Origin of the sequence: Corynebacterium sp. LK2537 (assembly GCF_040946485.1) — a bacterium.
GTDB lineage: Bacteria > Actinomycetota > Actinomycetes > Mycobacteriales > Mycobacteriaceae > Corynebacterium.
In genome coordinates this window covers 62,238-82,250 of record NZ_JAYWLQ010000007.1, presented here as the reverse complement: position 1 = coordinate 82,250, position 20,013 = coordinate 62,238, and the positions used below count along the sequence as shown (strand labels likewise).

The 20,013-nt window shown below is 66.0% G+C and carries 20 protein-coding genes; 8 read left to right on the top strand and 12 right to left on the bottom strand.

Going from position 1 to position 20,013, the window contains the following annotated elements; all coding sequences use genetic code 11:
* Positions 1–197 precede the first annotated feature (197 nt).
* From VVS03_RS09735 to VVS03_RS09720, 4 genes are read left to right on the top strand one after another with little or no spacing between them, the layout of a single operon-like run.
* Positions 198–1,634, top strand: a complete 1,437-nt coding sequence (locus VVS03_RS09735; protein ID WP_368520659.1) for a CCA tRNA nucleotidyltransferase — start codon at positions 198–200, stop codon at positions 1,632–1,634.
* Positions 1,634–2,230 (top strand): YqgE/AlgH family protein, encoded by a 597-nt coding sequence (locus VVS03_RS09730; protein ID WP_368520660.1) that lies wholly within the window; start codon positions 1,634–1,636, stop codon positions 2,228–2,230. Before VVS03_RS09735 ends, VVS03_RS09730 begins: the two co-directional genes overlap by 1 nt.
* 56 nt (positions 2,231–2,286) lie before the next feature.
* The gene (locus VVS03_RS09725; protein ID WP_368521422.1) at positions 2,287–3,012 is read left to right on the top strand and encodes an AzlC family ABC transporter permease; all 726 of its coding nucleotides are present in this window, start codon (positions 2,287–2,289) and stop codon (positions 3,010–3,012) included.
* A complete protein-coding gene (locus tag VVS03_RS09720) occupies positions 3,012–3,344 on the top strand; it encodes a branched-chain amino acid transporter permease (protein ID WP_368520662.1) in 333 nt (110 codons plus the stop codon). Before VVS03_RS09725 ends, VVS03_RS09720 begins: the two co-directional genes overlap by 1 nt.
* Here the strand turns inward: VVS03_RS09720 and VVS03_RS09715 are convergent.
* The 4 genes from VVS03_RS09715 to VVS03_RS09700 form a co-directional block, all read right to left on the bottom strand.
* Positions 3,341–3,679: a hypothetical protein gene (locus VVS03_RS09715; protein WP_368520663.1), complete on the bottom strand. Its 339-nt coding sequence runs from the start codon at positions 3,677–3,679 to the stop codon at positions 3,341–3,343. The genes VVS03_RS09720 and VVS03_RS09715 overlap by 4 nt on opposite strands.
* Before the next feature lie 34 nt (positions 3,680–3,713).
* Positions 3,714–4,691, bottom strand: coding sequence for a bile acid:sodium symporter family protein (locus tag VVS03_RS09710; protein WP_368520664.1), 978 nt, complete (start codon positions 4,689–4,691; stop codon positions 3,714–3,716).
* Positions 4,692–4,745: 54 nt separating this feature from the next.
* The gene (locus VVS03_RS09705; RefSeq protein ID WP_141759337.1) at positions 4,746–5,090 is read right to left on the bottom strand and encodes a Rieske (2Fe-2S) protein; all 345 of its coding nucleotides are present in this window, start codon (positions 5,088–5,090) and stop codon (positions 4,746–4,748) included.
* Between the two features lie 207 nt (positions 5,091–5,297).
* Complete coding sequence (locus VVS03_RS09700) at positions 5,298–5,768, bottom strand: SdpI family protein (protein ID WP_368520665.1); 471 nt, start codon at positions 5,766–5,768, stop codon at positions 5,298–5,300.
* Positions 5,769–5,982: 214 nt separating this feature from the next.
* Between VVS03_RS09700 and VVS03_RS09695 the strand changes: the two genes are divergently transcribed.
* A complete protein-coding gene (locus VVS03_RS09695; RefSeq protein ID WP_368520666.1) occupies positions 5,983–7,221 on the top strand; it encodes a dicarboxylate/amino acid:cation symporter in 1,239 nt (412 codons plus the stop codon).
* A 69-nt stretch (positions 7,222–7,290) separates the two neighbouring features.
* Positions 7,291–9,282, top strand: coding sequence for an MMPL family transporter (locus tag VVS03_RS09690; RefSeq protein WP_368520667.1), 1,992 nt, complete (start codon positions 7,291–7,293; stop codon positions 9,280–9,282).
* 89 nt (positions 9,283–9,371) lie between these two features.
* Here VVS03_RS09690 and trpA read toward each other — a convergent pair whose 3' ends face one another.
* From trpA to VVS03_RS09655, 7 genes are all read right to left on the bottom strand, one after another.
* The gene (trpA, locus tag VVS03_RS09685; protein WP_368520668.1) at positions 9,372–10,229 is read right to left on the bottom strand and encodes a tryptophan synthase subunit alpha; all 858 of its coding nucleotides are present in this window, start codon (positions 10,227–10,229) and stop codon (positions 9,372–9,374) included.
* A 2-nt stretch (positions 10,230–10,231) separates the two neighbouring features.
* Complete coding sequence (gene trpB / locus VVS03_RS09680) at positions 10,232–11,449, bottom strand: tryptophan synthase subunit beta (RefSeq protein ID WP_368520669.1); 1,218 nt, start codon at positions 11,447–11,449, stop codon at positions 10,232–10,234.
* Between the two features lie 45 nt (positions 11,450–11,494).
* Positions 11,495–12,931, bottom strand: coding sequence for a bifunctional indole-3-glycerol-phosphate synthase TrpC/phosphoribosylanthranilate isomerase TrpF (gene trpCF, locus VVS03_RS09675; RefSeq protein WP_368521423.1), 1,437 nt, complete (start codon positions 12,929–12,931; stop codon positions 11,495–11,497).
* A complete protein-coding gene (trpD, locus tag VVS03_RS09670; RefSeq protein WP_368520671.1) occupies positions 12,921–13,946 on the bottom strand; it encodes an anthranilate phosphoribosyltransferase in 1,026 nt (341 codons plus the stop codon). Before trpD ends, trpCF begins: the two co-directional genes overlap by 11 nt.
* A 65-nt stretch (positions 13,947–14,011) precedes the next feature.
* Positions 14,012–14,623 (bottom strand): glutamine amidotransferase-related protein, encoded by a 612-nt coding sequence (locus VVS03_RS09665; RefSeq protein ID WP_368521424.1) that lies wholly within the window; start codon positions 14,621–14,623, stop codon positions 14,012–14,014.
* Positions 14,620–16,164, bottom strand: coding sequence for an anthranilate synthase component 1 (locus VVS03_RS09660; protein ID WP_368534458.1), 1,545 nt, complete (start codon positions 16,162–16,164; stop codon positions 14,620–14,622). The genes VVS03_RS09665 and VVS03_RS09660 overlap by 4 nt, the downstream gene beginning before the upstream one ends.
* Positions 16,165–16,397: 233 nt before the next feature.
* The gene (locus VVS03_RS09655) at positions 16,398–16,778 is read right to left on the bottom strand and encodes a YbaN family protein (RefSeq protein ID WP_368520674.1); all 381 of its coding nucleotides are present in this window, start codon (positions 16,776–16,778) and stop codon (positions 16,398–16,400) included.
* A gap of 232 nt (positions 16,779–17,010) precedes the next feature.
* On the opposite strand from VVS03_RS09655, the gene VVS03_RS09650 reads away from it, so the two are divergent.
* Complete coding sequence (locus tag VVS03_RS09650) at positions 17,011–18,489, top strand: NAD-dependent succinate-semialdehyde dehydrogenase (protein WP_368520675.1); 1,479 nt, start codon at positions 17,011–17,013, stop codon at positions 18,487–18,489.
* An 87-nt stretch (positions 18,490–18,576) separates the two neighbouring features.
* Here the strand turns inward: VVS03_RS09650 and VVS03_RS09645 are convergent, their stop codons facing one another.
* On the bottom strand, positions 18,577–18,732 hold the full coding sequence (locus VVS03_RS09645; protein WP_368520676.1) for a hypothetical protein: 156 nt from the start codon (positions 18,730–18,732) through the stop codon (positions 18,577–18,579).
* 603 nt (positions 18,733–19,335) lie between these two features.
* Between VVS03_RS09645 and VVS03_RS09640 the strand changes: the two genes are divergently transcribed.
* Positions 19,336–19,929: a flavin reductase family protein gene (locus VVS03_RS09640; RefSeq protein ID WP_368520677.1), complete on the top strand. Its 594-nt coding sequence runs from the start codon at positions 19,336–19,338 to the stop codon at positions 19,927–19,929.
* The last annotated feature ends 84 nt before the right edge of the window (positions 19,930–20,013 follow it).

The window sequence follows — 20,013 nt, the reverse complement described above, 5'->3', positions numbered from 1 at the left end:
CGCGCCCGCCGCGGCGCGACTTGGCCCCGCCGCGCCGGCGCGAGCGGCCGCGGCCCCCGCGACGGGAGGAGCTGGAACCGCTCCCGCCTGCCGTGGCAGCCGCAGGCTCGCCGCCGGGCGCGGCGTTGGTGTTGCTGGCCTTCGGGCTGGCCTCGTTGTGGTTAGTCATCCTGGTTAATCGTAGTAGACTAACGTGCGTGAATTTTCAGGACACTCAGCTAATTGGCGTTATGGCGCGGGCAGAATCCGCGATTGCCCAACTCAGTGACCTGTTGAGCGGGCTCGTGGAGCGCTTCGCGCAGCGAGGCTTTCCGCTCTACCTGGTAGGTGGTTCCGTCCGGGACGCCCTTTTGGGGCGCCTGGGCAATGACCTCGACTTCACCACCCCAGCCCGCCCCGACGTCGTCCAGGAGATCTTGGAGGATTACGCCGAGAAGGTCTGGGACACCGGCATCGCCTTCGGCACCGTCTCCGCGGTCTACCGCGGCCAGCAGATCGAGATCACCACCTTCCGCGCGGACTCCTACGACGGCGACTCCCGCAACCCGGAGGTCGTCTACGGCGACACCCTGGCCGGGGACCTAGTTCGCCGCGATTTCAAGATCAACGCCATGGCGGTCGAGCTCAAGGCCGACGGCGGCCGCGAATTCCACGATCCGCTGGGCGGCCTGGAGGATCTCGTCGCCGGGATCATCGACACCCCGGACGCGCCGGAGATCTCCTTCCACGACGATCCGCTGCGCATGCTGCGCGCCGCCCGCTTCGCCTCCCAGCTGGAATTCCACGTCGCCGACCGGGTCTTCGGCGCCATGCAGGACATGGCCGGCGAGATCCGGCGCATCACCGTCGAGCGCATCCGCGTCGAGCTGGACAAGCTGGTCGCCGGTACTGCGCCGTGGGTGGGCATCGACCTGCTGGTCGATACCGGGATCGCCGAGATCGTCATCCCCGAGATCCCCGCCATGTGCATGGCCCCGGACGAGCACGCCCAGCACAAGGACGTCTACGCCCATTCCCTGCAGGTCATGCGGCAGGCGATGGATCAGGAAGAGGACGGACCCGACCTGGTCCTGCGCTGGGCGGCGCTGCTGCACGACTGCGGCAAGCCGGATACCCGGGACACCACCGGCGGCAAGGTGACCTTCCACCACCACGAGGTGGTCGGCGCGAAGCTGGTGCGCAAGCGCCTGCGCGCGCTGAAATTCCCGAAGGCCATGACTCAGGACATCGCGCAGCTGGTCTACCTGCACATGCGCTTCCACGGCTTCGGCGAGGGGCAGTGGACGGATTCCGCCGTGCGCCGCTACGTCACTGACGCCGGCGCGCTGCTGCCGCGCCTGCACAAGCTGGTGCGCGCGGACTGCACCACGCGCAACGAGCGCAAGGCGCGCCGCCTGCAGCGGACCTACGATCACCTGGAGGAACGCATCCAGGAGATCCAGGAGAAGGAAGACCTGGCCCGCGTGCGCCCGGACCTGGACGGCAACGAGATCATGGAGATCCTGGGGCTGCAGCCGGGGCCCGAGGTGGGCCGCGCGTGGTCGTTTATGAAGGAACTGCGCCTGGAGCAGGGCCCGCTGCCCCGCGAGGAAGCAATTGCAAAGCTACGTGCTTGGTGGGAGTCTGGTAGTTAATGTACGCGGACCGACTATTTAATGCCCTCGAACGCAACGACCCGGAGCCCGGCCAACTGCTGGTCGCCGCCCCGGGCATGTTCTCTGCCGAGTTTGCCCGCTCGGTTATCCTCATCATCCAGCACGACGACTACCTGACCTTCGGCGTGAACCTGACGACCCGCAGCGAGCTGGCGGTCTTCAACGTGCTGCCCGAATACCTGCCGGTGGTCGCCAAGCCGCAGGCCCTCTACATCGGCGGCCCGCTCAACCAGCAGTCCGTGGTGGGCCTGGGCATGACCAAGCAGGGCGTGCGCTTCGAGGATCACCCGCAGCTCAGCCGCCTGGCCCCGCGGCTGGCGCACGTGGACATGCGCGCCGACCCGGAGTTTTTGGCGCAGACCCTGGACGGGATGCGGCTGTTTGCCGGCTACGCCGAGTGGGCCCCGGGCCAGCTGCAGCAGGAGATCGACCGCGGCGACTGGTTCGTCGCCCCGGCCCTGGCCCATGACGTGTTGACTCCCGGCCCGGCCGACCTGTGGGCGGACGTGATGAAGCGCCAGCCGATGCCGCTGCCGCTGTATTCCACCTTCCCCGCCGACCTGGATGATAATTAGAATTTTTATCTCCATTCTCGGGGGCGGGTGGGCGTCGCCGCCGCTACGATAAGCGCATGCACGCTGATGTTCGCCAGGGATTGAAGGACACCTGGACCGTAGCCTTGGGCCTGGTTCCCCTGGGCCTAGCCTTCGGTGTCCTGATCGTCCAAACCGGCTTCGACTGGTGGTGGGCGCCTATCTTTTCGATCGTCATCTATGCCGGCTCCATGGAGTTTTTGGCCATCAGCATGGTCACCTCCGGGGTCGGCCCGCTCTCGGCGGCGCTGACCGGCTTCATGGTCAACTTCCGCCATATCTTCTACGGGTTAAGCTTCCCCCGCCACCGCATCTCTTCGGTGGGCGGGAAGGTCTACTCCACCTACGCGCTGACGGACGAGACCTACGCGATCGTCTCGGCACTGCCCCACGCCTCCGCCCTGACCGGGCGGCGGATACTTACCATCCAGCTCTTCGCCCAGTTCCTCTGGGTCGGCGGCGGCGTGGTGGGTGCGCTGGCGGGCCAGGCCATCCCGGACAACGTGCAGGGGATTGAATTCGCGCTGGTGGCCCTGTTTGTGGTGCTGGCGCTGGATTCCTTTCGCAACAACCCGGACTTTTCCCTGCCGGCGGTCGCCGCCTTGCTGGGCATAGTGGCGGTGGTTATCACGCCCAACCAGGTGCTGATGGTCGCGCTGATCGCCTATTTCCTTTTCCTGCTGGCGCGCGTGTATTCCCCGCGCTTCGATGAACTCATCGAGTGGCGCCGCGGGCCCCACCGGGCACAGGGAGGTGAACGCTGATGCCAGCTGGCGTGAGCCTATCCATGATCCTGGCCGTGCTCATCCCGGTCTGCGTGGTCACGGTCCTGCTGCGGCAGATCCCCTTTAGCTTTGTTAAGGCGCTGCGCGGCAGCGATCTGGTCAGCGTTTTGGGCCGGACGATGCCGGTCGGCGTGATGGTGGTCTTGGTCGTCTACACCATCGTCGGGCAGTCCGCGGCCCCGGGCGGCATCCTGGCCGCCCTGCTGGGCGCGGCCGTCACCGCCGGCCTCCACCTGTGGCGGCGCGAGTCCGGGCTGTCCATCCTGGGCGGCACCGCCGTCTACATGGTGCTGGTGAACTTCGTCTTCTAGAGCCCCGGAAAGCGCAGCTGCGCCTCGACCCAGAGGGACTCGAAATCCGCCGCGGCGAGGTACTCGGCGTCGATGTCCGGGTAGGACGCGTAGGTATCCGGGTGCGGCACGGTGCTGTTGGGCTTGTCGATGCTGCCGACGCGCTGGCTGCCGCTGACCGCGCCGGCGATCTGCCCGTCCGGGGTTTGTGCGATGAGTCGGTGGATGCGGCAGCTGCGGGCGTCGAGCTGCTGCATCTCGGCCACGTGGATGGCCGCGCCGGCGCCCGGGATGTGCAGCGTGGTCTTGACGTAGAGCAGCGCCTTGTCGCTCTCGGAGTTCTCTGCGGAAGTCATGGCACCCAAGTCTAGTGCCTAGCCTTCCCGGTGTTTAACGCGCCTCGGCCGCGGGGTCTTGCCGGGCGTAGCGGGCGGCCAGCCACGAGCAGACCATCAGCTGGACCTGGTGGTAGATCATCAGCGGCAGGATCAGCAGCCCCAGCTGCCCGCCGCCGGTGGCGAAGATGACCGAGGCCATCGGCAGGCCGGTGGCCAGGGACTTCTTCGAGCCGCAGAATTCGATGGCGATGACGTCGGGGCGTGCGAAACCCAGGCGCGCGCTCACCCAGCGGGTCAGCCACAACACGGCGCTGACCAGCACGACGGCGAAGACGATGAGGAATAGCAGCTGGCCCACCCCGATATCGGACCAGATCCCGCCGACCACGCCGGAGGAGAAGGCGGAGTAGACCACCATCGCGATGGAGCCGCGGTCGACCACCTTCGTGGCCTTGTGGGCGGCGAAGTTCTTCACCCAGCGGCGGGTCAGCTGGCCCAGGACGAAGGGCATGAGCAACAGGAGGGAAATCTCCAGAAAGACCGAGGAGTCGATGTGGATGCCGTGGCCGGCGCCCATGCACAGCATCACCAGCAGCGGGGTGAGGATGACTCCGGCGAGGTTAGACAGCGAGGCTGAGACGATGGCCCCCGCCACGTTGCCGCGCGCGATGGAGGTGAAGGCGACCGAGGACTGCACCGTGGACGGGACCAGCGTCAGGTAGAGAATGCCCAGGTAGAGCTCGTCGCCCACGACGAAGGACAGGGGCCGCAGGGCCATGCCGATGAGCGGGTAAAGCACGAAGGTAGCCGCCAGGATGGTCAGGTGGAGCCGCCAGTGCTGCAGGCCCGCGAGCGCCTCCCGGGTGGATAGTCGCGCGCCGTAGAGGAAGAAAAGCAGCGCGATCGCGATGTTGGTGAGTACCGCGAAGACCTCGGCGAACTGCCCTCGGGCGGGCAAGACGATCGCGATAAGGACCGCCGTGATGATCAGGACGATGAGCGGATCTAGTCGGCGCAGTGCGTTGAGCATGTACCGCAGTTTACGCCCCGCCTCCCCCTCGGCGGCGGGGTTTCACGTGAAACCTTAGACGGTCTTCACGGTGGTTCCGTCGTCCTCGACGGAGATCTCCTCGAGCGGATCGCGGCCGGGTCCGGAGACGACCGAGCCGTCGGTGATGTCGTACTCGGTGTAGTGGGAGGTGCAGATGACGTGGGAGCCCTCCACCTCGGTAATGGGGTTGCCCTGGTGGGGGCAGGTCTGCGAGTAGGCCTTGAAGAGCCCCTCCTCCGGCTGGGCGAAAATCACGTTGTCGACGATGACGGCGGAGCCGACCGGGATCTCGGTGGCGGCGATCTCCGCCGAGGCCTGCTTGCCGCAGGCGGCGAGGTAGGCGCCAGCGAAGGTGGTGGCGGTCCCGAGCAGGAACATGCGACGCGAACACTTCATAGTCATGCCCCCTACTCTATCCCTCGGCCGGCGGGGAGACTATTTACGGCAGGCTATCCTTCCGTCGCCTCGGGCCCCACGCGGGCAACGCGAGAGACAAAAACACCCACCACAAACATTGCGTCACAGTGACAATAGTGGTGGGTGCTGCGGGTCTAGGCCGCGGCGGGCTATTCGACCGGGGATCGGCTACTGATCCGCGCGGTTGGCCGCCTGGCGGACAGCGTCGAGATCGATCTGCGCGGGCGCGGCTTCCGCTGCGGTATCGCTGCCGCAGCCGCCGGAGCCGCAGTTGCAGCTGTCGCCGCAGCCCTCGTCGGCGTTGTTGGCCTGGTCCCACAGGAGCGCCGAGCGCGCGCCCAGGTTGGCGCCCACCGACAGGGTAATGACGGCGATGATGGCGGTTGCCACCGGGATGAGCCACATCCAGCCGGTCGCGGTCAGGGCGACGATCCCGCCGAAGGCGAGCGCCACTCCCCCGAGGAACCAGACGGGGCCGGCGACGGCGTGCGCGGCATCCCAGGCCTCGCGGGACTTGCGGACCTCCTCGACGCGCAGGCCCACCACCGAGTTGCCCGGCAGTTTGCGGGTGGTGGCCAAGGCTCCGACCACGATCAAGACCGCGGCGAGGATGAGGATGACAATACCGATAACGACCATGCCTCATATCCTAACCCGCTGGGCCGGGCGAGCAGCAATTCTCGGCGGGTGCACTTAGCCATCCCCCCTTCCGGCGGGGCATACCCGTTGGGTACACTTTAATTCAGGTCGGTCTATAGAAAATATTTAGCGATTGGCCCGCTGTCTTTGAAAGTCTCATCCTGCGCACCGCGGAAACGCCGGGGCGCGGGATATAAAAATAGTTAGTGACATCATGAAATTGAAAACACTGAGCCAAAACTTGTTGTTCCGGATCGCCGTAGCCATCGTGCTGGGCATCGGCTTAAGCTTCGTCGCGCCGGAATGGCTGGGCCGGGTCTTTGCCACCTTCAACGGGTTGTTCGGCAATTTCCTCAACTTCTTCATCCCCGTCCTCATCTTCGCGCTTATCGCCCCCGCCATCGCCGCGCTCGGCCGCGGGGCCGGCAAGTGGCTCGGGATCACCGCCGGCATCGCCTGGGGTTCGACCATCATCGCGGGCCTGCTCGCCTACGGCGTCTCGATGCTGGTGTATCCGTGGATGCTGGCCGGCCAGACCATCGATACCAACGTCTCCGATATTGATGCCGGTGCGCTGGAGCCCTACTTCGAGGTCGAGATGCCCGCGCCCATCGAGGTCATGACCGCCCTCCTGCTGTCCTTCTGCATCGGCGTGGCCATGACCCAGGTCAAGTCCGACAACCTGTACAACGTCACTAAAGAGCTCGAGAACGTAGTGGTCAAGGTCATCTGGGGCTTTGTCATCCCGCTGCTGCCGTTCTATATCTTCGGCATGTTCTTGGATCTGGGCATGAACGGCAACCTCGTCGACGTGCTCGTCGCCTTCGGCAAGGTCCTGCTGCTCTCGGTCGCTATGACGCTGGTCTACCTGGTCATCCAGTACCTGATCGCCGGCGCTATCACCGGCAAGAACCCGTTCAAGGCGCTGAAGAATATGCTGCCGGCTTATGCCACCGCGCTGGGTACCTCCTCCTCGGCCGCCACCATCCCGGTGACTCTGGACAACGCGCTGAAGAACAACATCTCCAAGCCGGTGGCCAGCTTCGTGGTCCCGCTGTGCGCGACCATCCACATCGCGGGTTCGATGATCAAGCTGATGCTCTACGCCTTCGCCATCATCTACCTCACCGGCATGGACGTCAGCTTGGGCGCGGCCATGGGCTTCATGCTCTTGCTGTCTATCACCATGATTGCCGCCCCGGGCGTGCCGGGCGGCGCGGTCATGGTGGCCGTCGGCCTGCTGAGCCAGAACATGGGCTTCGACGACAACCTCGTCGCGCTGATGATCGCCGCCTACATTGCTGTCGACTCCGTCGGCACCGCGGCCAACGTCACGGGCGACGGCGCCATCGCGATGATCGTGGACAAGTTCGCCCGCGGCAAGGTCAACGCGGAGGGCGAGCCCGCTGACGCCGAGGCCGCGCGCCCGGTCGCCCAGGAGGAGCGCCCGTAGTCCGGGTCCCCTAGCCCAGCTCGGCAACGCTGTTATGCTGGGTAAATGACCAATCATCGAATACGCATATTGCGTTGGATTTCCCTCGTCCTGCTGGTCCTGGGCCTGGGCGTTAGCGCCCTGGGCGGCGTGGACCAGCCGGAATCCGCCACGGCCACCGCGCCGTCCGGCATGGATTCCACCCAGGTGGCCGAGTTACAAGAAAAATACTCGGCTCAAAACTCTGAGGGCGAGTCCGGCAGCACCGCGCTGGTCTACCTCAAGTCCGCGGAGCCGCTGGACCTGCCCGCCCTTAAGGAAGTGACCTCCCAGTGGGGTGAGGCGCTCATCCCCAGCGAGGACGGCACCGCCGCCCTGCTGCCCGTCACTGTGAATGCGGGCACCGCCTCGGAAAACGCCGAGGAGGTCGAGAAGCTCCGCGCGGATATTAACGCGGAGATGCCCGCGGGCGTTTCCGCCCAAGCCACCGGCCCCGCCGCTATCCAGGCGGATCTCGCCGGCGTCTTCGAGGGCGCGAACTTCCTGCTGCTGGGCGTCACCACGGCCATCGTCGCCTTCCTGCTCATCGTGACGTACCGCTCCCCCATCCTGTGGATCCTGCCGCTGGCCGTTATCGGCGTCGCCGACCGCACCGCAGCCACCGCGTTTACCTATGTGCTGGACGCCTTCGGCCTGTCCTGGAACGAGTCCACGGCCGGCATCCTGTCGGTGCTCGTCTTCGGCGCGGGCACGAACTACGCGCTGCTGCTCATTTCCCGCTACCGCGACGAGCTGACCGGGACCGCGGACCGCTTCACCGCGATGGCGCGGGCGTGGACCCCGACCGCCAAAACGGTCTCCGCCTCGGCGGCCACCGTCATCGTGGGCGTGGCCTGCCTGCTGTTGTCCTCGGTGCCGACCACCCAGGGCCTGGGCGCGGCCGCCATCGTCGGCATCTCGATCGCTTGGCTCTTCGCGCTTTTCGCCCTACCCGGATTCCTGGCCCTGTTCGGCCGGTGGATCTTCTGGCCGCGCATCCCCCGGGAGGGCGACACCCCCAACCACGGCGTCTGGGCGAAGGTCGGCTCCTGGGTTAACCAGCGCCCGCGCAAGGTCGTGGCCGTGGCCCTGCTGGTGCTCGGCCTCTGCTGCACCGGCTATTTCCAGACCAACACCGGGCTGATCCAGTCCGAGCAATTCATCGACACCCCGGAGTCCATCACCGCCGCGGAAGAACTCAGCCGCGACTTCCCGGATCAGTCGGCCACCCCACCGGTGGTGGCCACCCAGGACGTGGACCGCACGCAGGAGCAGCTTGAGCAGCTGGGTGCGAACGGCCGCGAACAAGGCAGCGTCGACGGCTGGACCCTCCTGCAGGTCAGCGGTGCCGACTTCGCGGAGTTGCGCGGCGAGCTGGATGGGGCGCTCGTGGGCGGCCCGGACGCGGAGCTCGCCGACGCGGAGACCGCAGCGGCCGAGGACCGGCAGCTCATCTTCCCCCTCGTGCTGGTGCTGATCTTCGCCGCCCTCGTGGTCATGCTGCGGGCCTTGGTGGCCCCGGCCATCATGATTGCCTCGGTCCTGCTGACCAATATCGCGGCGCTGGGCCTGGGCTGGTGGGTCTCCCACTACGTGCTGGGCTTCAACAATTTCGATTCCACCACCCCGCTCTACGCCTTTGTCTTCCTCGTCGCCCTAGGCGTGGATTACACGATCTTCTTGGTCACACGCGCCCGCGAGGACTCCGCCCGGGAGGGGACGGCGTCCGGTATCTACACCGCCTTGGCCGCGACCGGCGGGGTTATCACCTCGGCCGGTGTCCTGCTGGCCGCGGTCTTCGCCGCCCTGGGCGTCCTGCCGCTGGTGGTGCTGGCCCAGATCGGCGTCATCGTGTGCATTGGCGTGCTGCTGGACACCCTCATCGTGCGAACCCTGGTCGTGCCCGCGGTGGTGCAGCTGCTGGGCGAGCGCTTCTGGTGGCCGGCCCGCCCGGCAAAGAGCGCGGGCGGGAAGTCTCCTGCCCCGTCTTCTGGTGACGATGCCAATGGTGTTGCCCGGCCAATCAGAAGTAGTAGCGACTAAGAAATGACAAGACCGCCGGTCCTTTTCGGGCCGGCGGTCTTTTTGTGCCTTCTTGCCAGTACTGCCTTGCCAGTACGGCGGGCCAGTTCCTAGCGGCGGGTGGCCGCCTTCATCGCGGAGACGTACTCGTTAAGTTTGGCATCGAGTGCTGCTCGGTCGGTCACGCGGGCCGGCGAGTGCTCGTCGTCCGGATCGGTGCGCTCGACGTATTCGTTGATGATCTGGGTGATGGCGGAGCCGGTGATGGCGCCGGAGGCCCCGGCGGCGATGGCGTCCCGGACGTGCTCGGGCTGGGAGATGCCGAAGCCGAGCAGGACCGGCGGGCCGTCGTGGCGAGCGACGTTGTTCACGACCTCCTCGAGGCCCAGTGTCTCGGAGGAGCGTTCGGTACCGGTCACGCCGTCGCGGGAGATGGCGTATATATAGCCCTCGGACAGGGCCGCCACGCCGGCCAGGGTGGCATCGGTAGCGCGGGCCGGGGCGATGAAGATCGGATCGATGCCGGCCTTCTTCGCGGACTCGGCAAAGGGCTCGCCCTCTCGCACCGGAACGTCCGGCAGGAGAATGGAATCCACGCCGGCGTCGTGGAACTCCGTGTAGAACTTGTCGCGGCCGCGGGTGAAGGCGACGTTGCCGTAGATGAGCATGCCGATGGGCAGCTCGGGGAATTCGGCGCGGACGGTGCGGATGATTTCCAGGGCCTGATCCACCGTGGCGCCGCCGTCGAGGGCGCGGATGTGGGAGGCCTGGATGGTCGGGCCATCGGCGACCGGGTCGGAGAACGGCACGCCTAGCTCGAGCGCGTCGGCGCCGGCGCCCACCACCGTGCGGATGGTGGCGAGGCAGTCCTCGGCGTTCGGGTCGCTGAGCATAATGAAGGGCACGAAGGCGCCTTCGTTGCGCTCCGCGAGGGCGGAAAACATCTTTTCGTAGCGGTTGTCGGTCATGGTTAGTCCTCCTGGTTCAGTTGCAGTTCGGGGTGGGCGCTCAAGGTGGCGCGCACGTGGTCGATGTCCTTGTCGCCGCGACCGGACAGGGAGACGAGGATGGTGATGTCCTCGTCCTTGCGCTTGAGTGCGTAAGCCAGGGCGTGGGAGGACTCGAGGGCCGGGATGATGCCCTCCTTCTGGCTCAGCAGCTGGAAGGCGTGCAGGGCCTCGGCGTCGGTGATGCCGACGTACTTCGCGCGGCCGGTGGCGGACAGGTAGGCGTGCTGCGGGCCGACGCCCGGGTAGTCCAGGCCGGCGGAGATGGAATAGGATTCCTCGACCTGGCCGTCCGCGTTGCGCATCAGGTAGCTGCGGGCGCCGTGGAGGATGCCCACGGTGCCGTTATTAATCGTCGCCCCGTGGTGGCCGGAGTCCAGGCCCTCGCCGCCGGGCTCGGCGCCGACGAGCTCCACGCCTTCCTCGTCGATGAAGTCCGCGAACATGCCGATGGCGTTGGAACCGCCGCCCACGCAGGCCACCACGAGGTCGGGTAGGCCGCCGGTGCGCTCGAGCATCTGGGCCTTCGCCTCGGTGGAGATGACGCGGTGGAATTCGCGCACGATCGTCGGGAACGGGTGCGGGCCCGCCGCGGTGCCCAACAGGTAGTGGGACTCGTGGAAGGTGGCGGTCCAATCGCGCAGGGCCTCGTTCACGGCGTCCTTCAGGGTGCCGGAGCCGGTGTCGACCGGGACGACCTTCGCGCCCATGAGCTCCATGCGGTAGACGTTGGGCTGCTGGCGCTGGACGTCCTTGGCGCCCATGTAGACCACGCACTCCAGGTCGAGCAGCGCGCAGGCCAGAGCCGTCGCCGTGCCGTGCTGGCCGGCGCCGGTCTCCGCGATGATACGGGTCTTGCCCATGCGCTTAGCCAGCAGCGCCTGGCCGATGACCTGGTTGGTCTTGTGGGCGCCGCCGTGGACGAGGTCCTCGCGCTTGAGGAAGATCCGGGCCTTACCGCCCAGCTTGGTCGCCTCGGTCAGCGGGGTCGGGCGGCCCAGGTAGTCCTTGAGGTAGCCGGCCAGCTCCTTGTGGAACTCCGGGTCGTCCATCGCCTCGACGAAGGCGGCCTCGAGCTGGTCGAGGGCCGGGATGAGGGACTCGGGCACGAACTGCCCGCCGAACTCCCCGAAATAGGCCGGGAGGATAGTCTTCTTGGTTTCACGTGAAACTTCCGCCATGGGAATCTCCTTGTGTCTTGTCTGCTTCTGTGTTCTGGTGTGGGTCTAGTTGTTAACGGGGGTTGCTTCGGTGTTGGCGCGGATTACCTGGAAGGCGCGGGCGATGAGCCCGGTGTCCTTGGCTCCCCGCTGGGCCTCGAGCCCGGAGTTCAGGTCCAGCCCGCGGGTGCCGACCGCGAGCGCGGCCGCCAGGTTGGTGTGGTCGATGCCGCCGGCGAGCAGGCTGCGTTCCTTCACCGCGTCGGGCACATCCGACCATCGGAAGGACTGGCCCGTGCCGCCGTGGCCGGAGTCCAGGACCAGAAGGTCCGCCTCGCGGGCGAGGTCTTCGGCGAGGGCGGCGTGCTCGGGGTCGGTCATGGCGACGGCGCGCCAGACCTCCGCTCCCCCGGCCTGCTCCCGGGCCTTGGCGATGAGCGCCCGCTCGGCGTCCAGGCTGCCCTGGTACGGCGCCTGCACCTGGATGGCGTGGACGCCGGGGAGGGCGAGCTCGGCGAAGTTGTCCTCGCGGCGGCTGACAGCCACGTAGTGGAGGCCCGGCTCGGCGTTGATGATCTTTTCCGCGGTTTCACGTGAAACATTGCGGGGGCTGGCTTCCTCGAAGATCAGGCCGCCGTAGCAGGGGCCGGCGGCGCGGGCCGCCTGGGCGTGCTCCGGGGTGGTGAGGCCGCAGACCTTGTGGGTGCCGTAGACCAGCTCGCGGGCCGCGCGGTCCACGTCCGGCTGCGAGGACAGCTGGGAGCCGACCAGGAAGGCGTTCGCGTGCGCGCCCAGGCGGCGGACCGTGGCGTGGTCGCGGATGCCGGACTCGGAGACCACCACCTTGCCCGGGGATACCAGGCTGGCCAGCCGCTCCGTGCGGCTCAGGTCGATGCTCAGGTCGTGGAGGTTCCGGTTGTTGATGCCGATGATGTCGACGCCGAAGTTCTCCGCGCGCTGGACCTCCTCCGGGGTGATCGCCTCGGTGAGTACGTCCAGCCCGAGCTCGTCCGCGAGCGCCTTGAGCTCCGCGAACTCCTCGTCGTTGACGATCGACATCATGAGCAGGATGGCGTCCGCCCCGTAGTAGCGGGCGGCGTAGACCTGGATGGGATCGACGATGAAGTCCTTGCAGAGCACCGGCAGGTGCGTGGACAGAGAGACCGTCTGCAGGTGGTCGTAGTCGCCGCCGAAGTGGTCGGGCTCGCACAGCACCGAGATGCCCGCGGCGTAGCGGGAGTAGATGCGGGCCATGTCCCCGGGGTGGTAATCCGAGCGGATGAGCCCCAACGACGGCGAGGAGGACTTGCACTCCATGATGAAGTGGTTGGTGCCCTTGAGGGACTCGTAGAGCGAGCGCTCGGAGCGCGGCAGCGCGGAGGTATCCACGTGGGCGAGGCGCTCGCGGATTTCCGGCAGGTGCGTCCGGCGGTTCGCCACGATGTTTTCCAACACCGTGGGTAGCGCCCCGGAAGGATTCGCAGAAGAGGGATTACTGGGCATAGTTGGCCTCCTCGTGCTTGGCCAACCATGCGTTGACCTCGCCGGAGGTAATCAGCTGCTGGGCGCGGGCCACGCCGTCGGCGATGGTCTCGTCGTGGCCGTCCAGGTAGAACATGGCGCCCGCGGTGGCCGCGATGGCGTCGAAGTGGGCCTCGCTGCCTTGCCCCGCGAAGACGGCGCGGATGGCGGCGGCGTTGTCCTTGCCCTCGCCTCCAACCAGGTCGGCCAGCTGGTGGCGGCCGATGCCCATGTCCTCCGGCGTAATCTCGTAGTGGGTGATCTCCCCGTCGCGCAGCTCCCAGACCAGCGTGGTGCCGTGGGTGGCGATCTCGTCGGTGCCGGCGCCGTGGACCACCAGGCCGCGGCTGCGGCCGAGCTCCTTAAAGACCTCGGCGATGAGCTGGCCCTGGTCGGGGTTGGCGATGCCCATGATCTGGAATTCCGGGCGGGCCGGCGAGAGCAGCGGGCCCATGGTGTTAAAGAGCGTGGACACGCCCAGCGCCTTGCGCACCGGCTGCACGTGCGCGACGGCCGGGTTGTAGGCCGGGGCGAAGAGGAAGGTGAAGCCGGAGGCCTCGAACTGGCGCACGGCGCGCGGGGCGTCGAGGTCGAGCGGGATATTCAGCGCCTCCAGCACGTCCGCGGAGCCCGACTTGGAGGAGACCGAGCGGTTGCCGTGCTTGACCATCTTCACTCCCCCGGCGGCGGCGACCAGCGACGCCGCGGTGGTGATGTTGATCGTGTTGGCGCCGTCGCCGCCCGTGCCGGCGGTGTCCATGAGGCCCTCGCCCGTGATCGGGAACGGGTAGCCGACCTTGAGGAAGGCCTTGGCCGCGCCGGCCACGTCCGCGAAGGTCTCGCCGCGGGTGCGGATGTGCGTTAGAAGTGCCGCGATCTGGATGTCGTCGTAGTCGCCGACCGCCAAGGGGGCGAAGGCCTCCATGGCCTCCTCCACCGTCGGATCGTAGTTGTCGAGGAACTGCTGCAGAATCTTGCGGGATTCGTTGTTTGCCATGTGCTGGACTCCTTGAGTGATAGTTCTAAGTCTTTAGGGGGTGGTTGCTTCGGGTTAGCATCGCCCTAGTCGGGGCTGAGCCGGGCGATGCACCGCTCCAGGATGAGCGGGCCGGTCGGACTCAGGATGGACTCGGGGTGGAACTGCAGGCCCAGGATGGTGCCCTCCGCGTTATCGGCGGCCATGGCGACCGGCCCGATGGCGGTCTCCGTGGTGGCCAGGGCCCGCAGCGGTTCCGGGAGCTTTCGGCAGCCCAGGGAGTGGTAGCGCGCGACCGGCACGGCCGCCGGGTCCGCGTCGGTGCCCAGCCCAGCGAAGAGCTCGCTGGCAATACCTTCCTCGGTCAGCTGCATGGGAACCGACTGGCCGTGGACGGGGCCGCAGCGCTCGACGTCGCCGCCGAAGTGCTCGCTCAGGGCTTGGAAGCCCAGGCAGATGCCCAGCAGCGGGATGCGGCCGGCGGCGCGCTCGACGAATTCCATGAGGTTGCCCGCCTCGCGTGGGTGGCCCGGCCCGGGCGAGAGGCAGATGACGTCCGGTTGGGTCTTAAGGACCGCGTCGACGTCCACGGTGTTGCGGAAGACGTGCACGTCGTAGGCGCGCAGCGCGTCGGTCAGGTTGTAGACAAAGGAGTCATGGTTGTCGATGACGGCCACGGTGGGGCGCTTGTCGCTCATCGGATAACCTCCAATTCAGCGTGGTGGGCGGTGGCGATGGCCTTCAGCACGGCGAAGGCCTTGTGGACGGTCTCATCGGCCTCGGCCTGGGGCGAGGAGTCCCGCACCACCCCGGCGCCGGCCTGGACGATGGCGCGGGAGCCGCGGATGAAGGCGGAGCGAATGGCAATGCAGTTGTCCATCACCCCGTCGCCGCGGAGGTAGCCCACTGCCCCGCCGTAGGAACCGCGCCGGGTCCCCTCGGCGTTGCGCAGCAGCTCCGTGGCCTTGAGCTTCGGCGCGCCCGAGAGCGTGCCCATGTTCATGCACGCGCGGTAGGCGTCCAGGGCATCGAGGCCTTCGTCCAGCTGGCCCGTCACGCGGGAGACCAGGTGCATCACACGGGAGTAGCGGTCCACCTGCATCAGGGCGGAGACCTTCCGGGTCCCCGGCACGCAGACGCGCGCCAGGTCGTTGCGGGCCAGGTCAACTAGCATGGTGTGCTCGGCTAGCTCCTTGGCGTCCGTGCGCAGGTCCAGCTCATTGCGGACGTCCAGCTCCTCGTTGAGGCTGCCGTCCGGGTTCAGCCCGCGGGGGCGAGTGCCGGCGATGGGATAGAGCTGCAGCTCGTGGGTCTCCGGGTCGTACTTCAAGTTGGACTCCGGGGAGGCGCCGATGAGCTCGTAGTCGCTGCCGCGCACGTAGAACATATAGGGCGAGGGGTTCGCCGCGCGCAGTTCGCGGTATGCGGCAAACGCGTCCGGGCAGGGGATGCTAAAGGCCCGGGCCGGCACGACCTGGTAGATATCGCCAGCGTGGACGTGCTCCTTCATCTGCTCGACGATGCCCCGGAACTCCTCGTCGGTGCGGTCCGCTCGCGCCTGGAAGGTGGTGTTGGGCCCCCCCACCGTGGATGGCTCCCGCAGTAGGCTATCCCTAGCGCCATCGACGCGGCGCACCAGCTCGCCCAGCTGCTGGTCGACCTGGCCCTCATCAACCCCTAACACGTGCAGGTGAGCTTCGCCCGCCTGGTGGTCGACGTGCAGCAACTCCTGGGCCACTATGAACTCGTAGTCCGGGTAGGTGTTGGCGCCGTCCGCGACGGCGGGCAGCTCTTCGAAGCCGGCGAGGTAGTCGAAGGCGAATCCGCCCGCGACGAAGGGAAGCATCCCGTCGCCGTAGCCGGCGTCCGCCTGCAGGGCCCGGAGGACGGAGACCGTTGATTCCTCGCGCAGCCGCTCCCGCTCGTCAATGGCCGTGGAACGGCTAAAGCGGAACGTGGCCTGAGCAGCGGACTCGTCTACTAAACGGTGGGAGAACTGCTCCTTCAGGCGCGAGACGATCTCCTGGCCTGCCGCGGTGAGGGCGGTGGCGGTGACTTCATCGTCCTGGCAGACCACCTTAGCGGCGGCGGTGAGGACGGCCAGGGAGTTGAGGCTGTCCTTGGATTGAATATCCGCGGATTCCAGCAGCAGGCTGTCGTGCGGCGTGCTGAGTTCTTGGAACACGGCCGCCGTGTCGCCGTGAAAAGCCAGCGTCTGGCTGGCGGTTACTAGCGTCATTGAAGACCTCTCTTGCGGGTCGAAGGTGTGGGAGCGGTGGGAATTTAGCTTTACCGCGAGCAAGAGAGGTGCAGAAACACCACTAGGCCCGCGCTAAGCGGACCTAGGACATGACTAGAAGCTGGTGGTCCGCTACGTTAAGCGAGCCACCACCACTGGGCGTTGAGTGTGTTCTGCTTCATGAAACCTATATTAACGTAGAAACTCCGGATGGTGGGAGCGAATCGGGAGATTTATTCATCCCGGGCGGGCTCCTGGGCCTCCGCCGGCCGTAGCCGCCACAGGTGCACGGTCACGCAACTGGCGATGATGATGAAGACTACCCAGACGATGGGCTTGTTGATTAACGCGGCGGAAACGAGGATGCCGATCCACATGATGCTGAGCGTGCGGACCTTGTGGCGGGTACTCATCTGGCCCGACTCGTAGTTGCGGAGGTAGGCGCCAAAGACCCGGTGGTTGTAGAGGTAGCCGTGGAAGCGCTCGGAACTGCGGGCGAAGCAGAACGCGCTCAACAAGAGGAAGGGCGTCGTCGGCAGCAGGGGCAACACCACCCCGATCGCCGCCAGGGCCACGCTTACCCAACCGAGCCCAATGAGTAACGCCTTCCGCATAGTTGCCACCCTAGCGGATGTCCTCCCCCGCTCACCATTCGCCGAAACCGGGATCCGAGCGCGGCCCTCCCGTCCCGCAGGCCACAGCAAATAACGTCACAGTGACTATACGGATGCGGGTAAATGTCCGTGGCTCATCGCCAGCCAAGGGTGTGATCGGGGCCGCACTACTCTAGACAAGTGTAGAGTGGCGATCAGAAGGGAACCTCGATTAGTAGTTTAGGAGTGGGACATGGCAGTTAATGTGGAAGAGCTTCTCAGTCGCGTACCGAAGGGTCTGTTGATCTGCGGGGAGTGGCGCGACTCTAGCGACGGTTCCACCTATGAGGTGGAAAACCCCGCCACTAAGGAAGTTATCGCCACGATGGCCTCCGGCTCCTCGGCGGACGCCCTTTCGGCTTTGAACTCCGCGTGCTCTGTCCAGGACCAGTGGGCCGCAACGTCCCCGCGGGAGCGCGCCGACATTCTGCGCCGCGCCTTCGAGCTCGTCCACGAGCGCGCGGAAGATTTCGCCACCTTGATGACCCTGGAGATGGGTAAGCCCCTGGCCGAGTCCCGCGGCGAGGTTACCTATGGCGCGGAGTACCTGCGCTGGTTTAGCGAGGAAGCCGTGCGCGATTACGGCCACTCCTCCCCCGTGCCGGAGGGTACGCTGCGCATGATTACCCGCCGCAAGCCGGTGGGGCCCTGCCTGCTGATTACCCCGTGGAACTTCCCGCTGGCCATGGCGACCCGCAAGGTCGCGCCCGCCGTGGCCGCCGGCTGCACAATGGTGCTCAAGCCGGCCAAGCTCACCCCGCTGACCGCGCAGTACTTCGCCAAGACCATGGAGGACGCCGGCCTGCCCGCGGGCGTGCTCAACGTGGTTTCCGGGCAGTCCGCTTCCGCGGTTTCCAACCCCTTGCTTGGCGATGCCCGCCTGCGGAAGGTTTCCTTCACCGGCTCCACCGCAGTCGGCCGCTCGCTGCTCAAGTCGGCCTCCCACAACGTGCTGCGCACCTCGATGGAGCTCGGCGGCAACGCCCCGTTCATCGTCATCGAGGACGCCGATATCGACCAGGCCGTCGAGGGTGCCATGGGCGCCAAGATGCGGAACATGGGCGAAGCCTGCACCGCCGCCAACCGCTTCTTCGTCCACGAATCCGTTGCCGAGGAATTCACCCGCAAGCTGGCCAAGCGGATGGACCAGCTGAAGATCGGCAACGGCTTGGACGAGAAGACGACCTGCGGTCCGGTGATTGAGGAAAAGGCTCTCGAGAACCTGGAAAAGCTCGTCGAGGACGCCGTTTCCAAGGGCGCGACCGTGGAAACGGATCAGCGCGCCGTGAAGAAGCCGGGCTACTTCTTCCGCCCCACCGTCTTGAGTAACGTCTCCAGCCGTGCCCGCGTGATGCGCGAGGAAATCTTCGGGCCCATCGCCCCCATCATGACCTTCCGCTCGGAGGCCGAGGTCATCGAGCTGGCCAACGACACCGAGTACGGTCTTGCCTCCTACGTCTACTCTGAGGATCCCGACCGCCTCTGGCGCCTTGCCGACGGCCTGGAATTCGGCCTGATGGGATTCAATTCCGGCGTCATCTCAAACGCCGCCGCCCCCTTCGGCGGTGTCAAGCAGTCCGGCCTGGGCCGCGAAGGCGGCGCCGAGGGCATCGAGGAGTACACCGAGGTCCAGTACCTGGGAATCCGCGACCCCTACGCAAGCCAGGCCTAGCTAGGGCCCAGCCCGGCTCCTTGGGTAAGCAAAAACCGGGGTGGATAGTTGATATCCACCCCGGTTAAGTCTGCTGCGGGCCGGCCCCTAGGCTCGCGAATCGATGCTCGCTTTGACCCGACGCAGGGCGGCGACCATCAGGGTACCGATGGACAGCGCGGTCAGAACTCCCAAGATTCCTGGGTAGCCGAAGTCGTCGACCTCAATGGTGAACCAGACGCTGCAGGCTACTGCCGCTACCATCCACAAGATGATCACGGCGATTAGGGAGCGGAGCAAGAACACGGCCTGCGATCGCCCGCCCCGGGTGAGGCAGAACCAGGTGCAAATGCCAAGAAAGACTGCGAAACTTAGCCCGCAGACTGTAAAGCAGACGGAATAAGGTATTCCGGCCCGCGGAGTGCCGGTGACGTCGGTGAGCCAAGGGGCGACGGTGGAAACTATCGCGGCCGTGCCTAAGCAAGTACACAAAAGAGCCAGGGCGGCTGTTATCAGCAAAACTATTCTATTGACGACGCCCAAAGTGGATCTCCAATTTTCGTTGTTGGGATTCGTATTTTACGGGTGCTTAGGGGGTCGATAGGCGGCAATAAGGGAATTATCGTTAAACCCTGCGCGAGGCGCAGCGGGGCTAACGGAATCCTCCTCGCGACTTGCGAAATGCAATGTTCCACGTGAAACATTCGCGTTCGGGGGAGAAAAGTCCTTGCCGGGTTCACCGGGTGCGCATAGTCTTGCGTTAACCGGTCAGCCCCATCCGCCAAACCAGGGAAGGTTTCTTCCATGAAGTTCAACCCGTTAACTGAAAGCTCCGGACTGCCGCACTCCCCATTCAAGGGCTGCACAGTGCCTCGCCCCATCGGATGGCTCTCCTCGGTGAGCGAAGACGGCCAGGAGAATATCGCGCCCTACAGCCAGTGGCAGAACCTGACCTTTGACCCTCCGATGGTGATGTTCTCCGCGAACCACTACCCCGACGGGCGTCGCAAGGACACGGTCATTAACGCTGAGCGCACCGGATGGTTCGTCTGGAACATGGCTACCTATCCCCTCCGCGAAGAGGTCAACAAGTCCGCGATGGCGCTCGAGGCGAACGAGAGCGAGTGGGACCACCTCGATGTCACCAAGGTCTACGCAGACAACTACCCCATCCCTATGGTCAAGGAATCCCCGGTCCACTTCGAGTGCCGCTACCTGTCCACGCAACGGCTCATGGGGAACTCCAACCAGGGCAGCATCGACGTCGTATTCGCGCGGGTCGAAAAGATTCACATCGATGACGATTACCTGACCGAGGATGGGTTGCTCGATATCCTCAAGGCCGAGCCGATCGCCCGCATGGGCTACTTCGACTACACGGTAGTCCGCGAGAAATTCGAGATGCGCGTCCCGGGCGCCTCGGCGGAAGCCCGGCAGGGCCTGGAAGGTACCGCCAATTAACCTCATGGTTTCACGTGAAACCATGGATGTGTGACCTGTGCAATACTGGAGGCCAAGTTCTTGACCCTCCGATCCTCTCCCAGG

Excerpts from the sequence above, each read along its gene's own strand:
- trpCF (WP_368521423.1), bottom strand. The coding sequence starts at position 12,931 with ATGCCCAGTAATCCCTCTTCTGCGAATCCTTCCGGGGCGCTACCCACG.
- VVS03_RS09695 (WP_368520666.1), top strand. The coding sequence starts at position 5,983 with ATGAAATTGAAAACACTGAGCCAAAACTTGTTGTTCCGGATCGCCGTA.
- VVS03_RS09665 (WP_368521424.1), bottom strand. The coding sequence starts at position 14,623 with ATGAGCGACAAGCGCCCCACCGTGGCCGTCATCGACAACCATGACTCC.
- VVS03_RS09725 (WP_368521422.1), top strand. The coding sequence starts at position 2,287 with ATGCACGCTGATGTTCGCCAGGGATTGAAGGACACCTGGACCGTAGCC.
- trpA (WP_368520668.1), bottom strand. The coding sequence starts at position 10,229 with ATGACCGACAACCGCTACGAAAAGATGTTTTCCGCCCTCGCGGAGCGC.
- VVS03_RS09730 (WP_368520660.1), top strand. The coding sequence starts at position 1,634 with ATGTACGCGGACCGACTATTTAATGCCCTCGAACGCAACGACCCGGAG.
- VVS03_RS09705 (WP_141759337.1), bottom strand. The coding sequence starts at position 5,090 with ATGTTCCTGCTCGGGACCGCCACCACCTTCGCTGGCGCCTACCTCGCC.
- VVS03_RS09710 (WP_368520664.1), bottom strand. The coding sequence starts at position 4,691 with ATGCTCAACGCACTGCGCCGACTAGATCCGCTCATCGTCCTGATCATC.
- VVS03_RS09645 (WP_368520676.1), bottom strand. The coding sequence starts at position 18,732 with ATGGTAGCGGCAGTAGCCTGCAGCGTCTGGTTCACCATTGAGGTCGAC.
- VVS03_RS09660 (WP_368534458.1), bottom strand. The coding sequence starts at position 16,164 with ATGACGCTAGTAACCGCCAGCCAGACGCTGGCTTTTCACGGCGACACG.
- VVS03_RS09650 (WP_368520675.1), top strand. The coding sequence starts at position 17,011 with ATGGCAGTTAATGTGGAAGAGCTTCTCAGTCGCGTACCGAAGGGTCTG.
- trpB (WP_368520669.1), bottom strand. The coding sequence starts at position 11,449 with ATGGCGGAAGTTTCACGTGAAACCAAGAAGACTATCCTCCCGGCCTAT.
- VVS03_RS09720 (WP_368520662.1), top strand. The coding sequence starts at position 3,012 with ATGCCAGCTGGCGTGAGCCTATCCATGATCCTGGCCGTGCTCATCCCG.
- VVS03_RS09700 (WP_368520665.1), bottom strand. The coding sequence starts at position 5,768 with ATGGTCGTTATCGGTATTGTCATCCTCATCCTCGCCGCGGTCTTGATC.
- VVS03_RS09655 (WP_368520674.1), bottom strand. The coding sequence starts at position 16,778 with ATGCGGAAGGCGTTACTCATTGGGCTCGGTTGGGTAAGCGTGGCCCTG.
- trpD (WP_368520671.1), bottom strand. The coding sequence starts at position 13,946 with ATGGCAAACAACGAATCCCGCAAGATTCTGCAGCAGTTCCTCGACAAC.
- VVS03_RS09715 (WP_368520663.1), bottom strand. The coding sequence starts at position 3,679 with ATGACTTCCGCAGAGAACTCCGAGAGCGACAAGGCGCTGCTCTACGTC.